Below are 240 nucleotides of genomic sequence, written 5' to 3'. Positions count from 1 at the left end.
CCGTCGACGTGAGTGGGCAGTCCGAGAACCTGGACGGTGCCGAGGTCTCCGACCGGCATCTCCACTTCGGTCACCAGCTGACGGTGCCGGATCTGTTCCGAGCGAAGCGATTCCGACACCGGGACCACCGGTGCCGCCGGGACGCCGGTGTCGAGGAGGATCTCGTCCCACTCGGCCGCGGACTTCTCCTTGAGCGAGATCTCGAGTTCGTCGCGCAGGATCTCGCGGTTGCGCTTGCGG

Annotated in this window: 1 protein-coding gene; it reads right to left on the bottom strand. The window is 67.1% G+C overall.

The genetic code is table 11. From position 1 onward, the window contains the following. The coding region (locus I0Q12_RS33610; RefSeq protein ID WP_231611263.1) for a CoA transferase at positions 1-240 on the bottom strand (240 nt) is incomplete at both ends.

Source organism: Rhodococcus sp. CX (assembly GCF_015865005.1).
Lineage (GTDB): Bacteria > Actinomycetota > Actinomycetes > Mycobacteriales > Mycobacteriaceae > Rhodococcus.
Note: the sequence above shows the minus strand (reverse complement) of the source record. Positions and strands in the feature narration are given on the sequence as shown.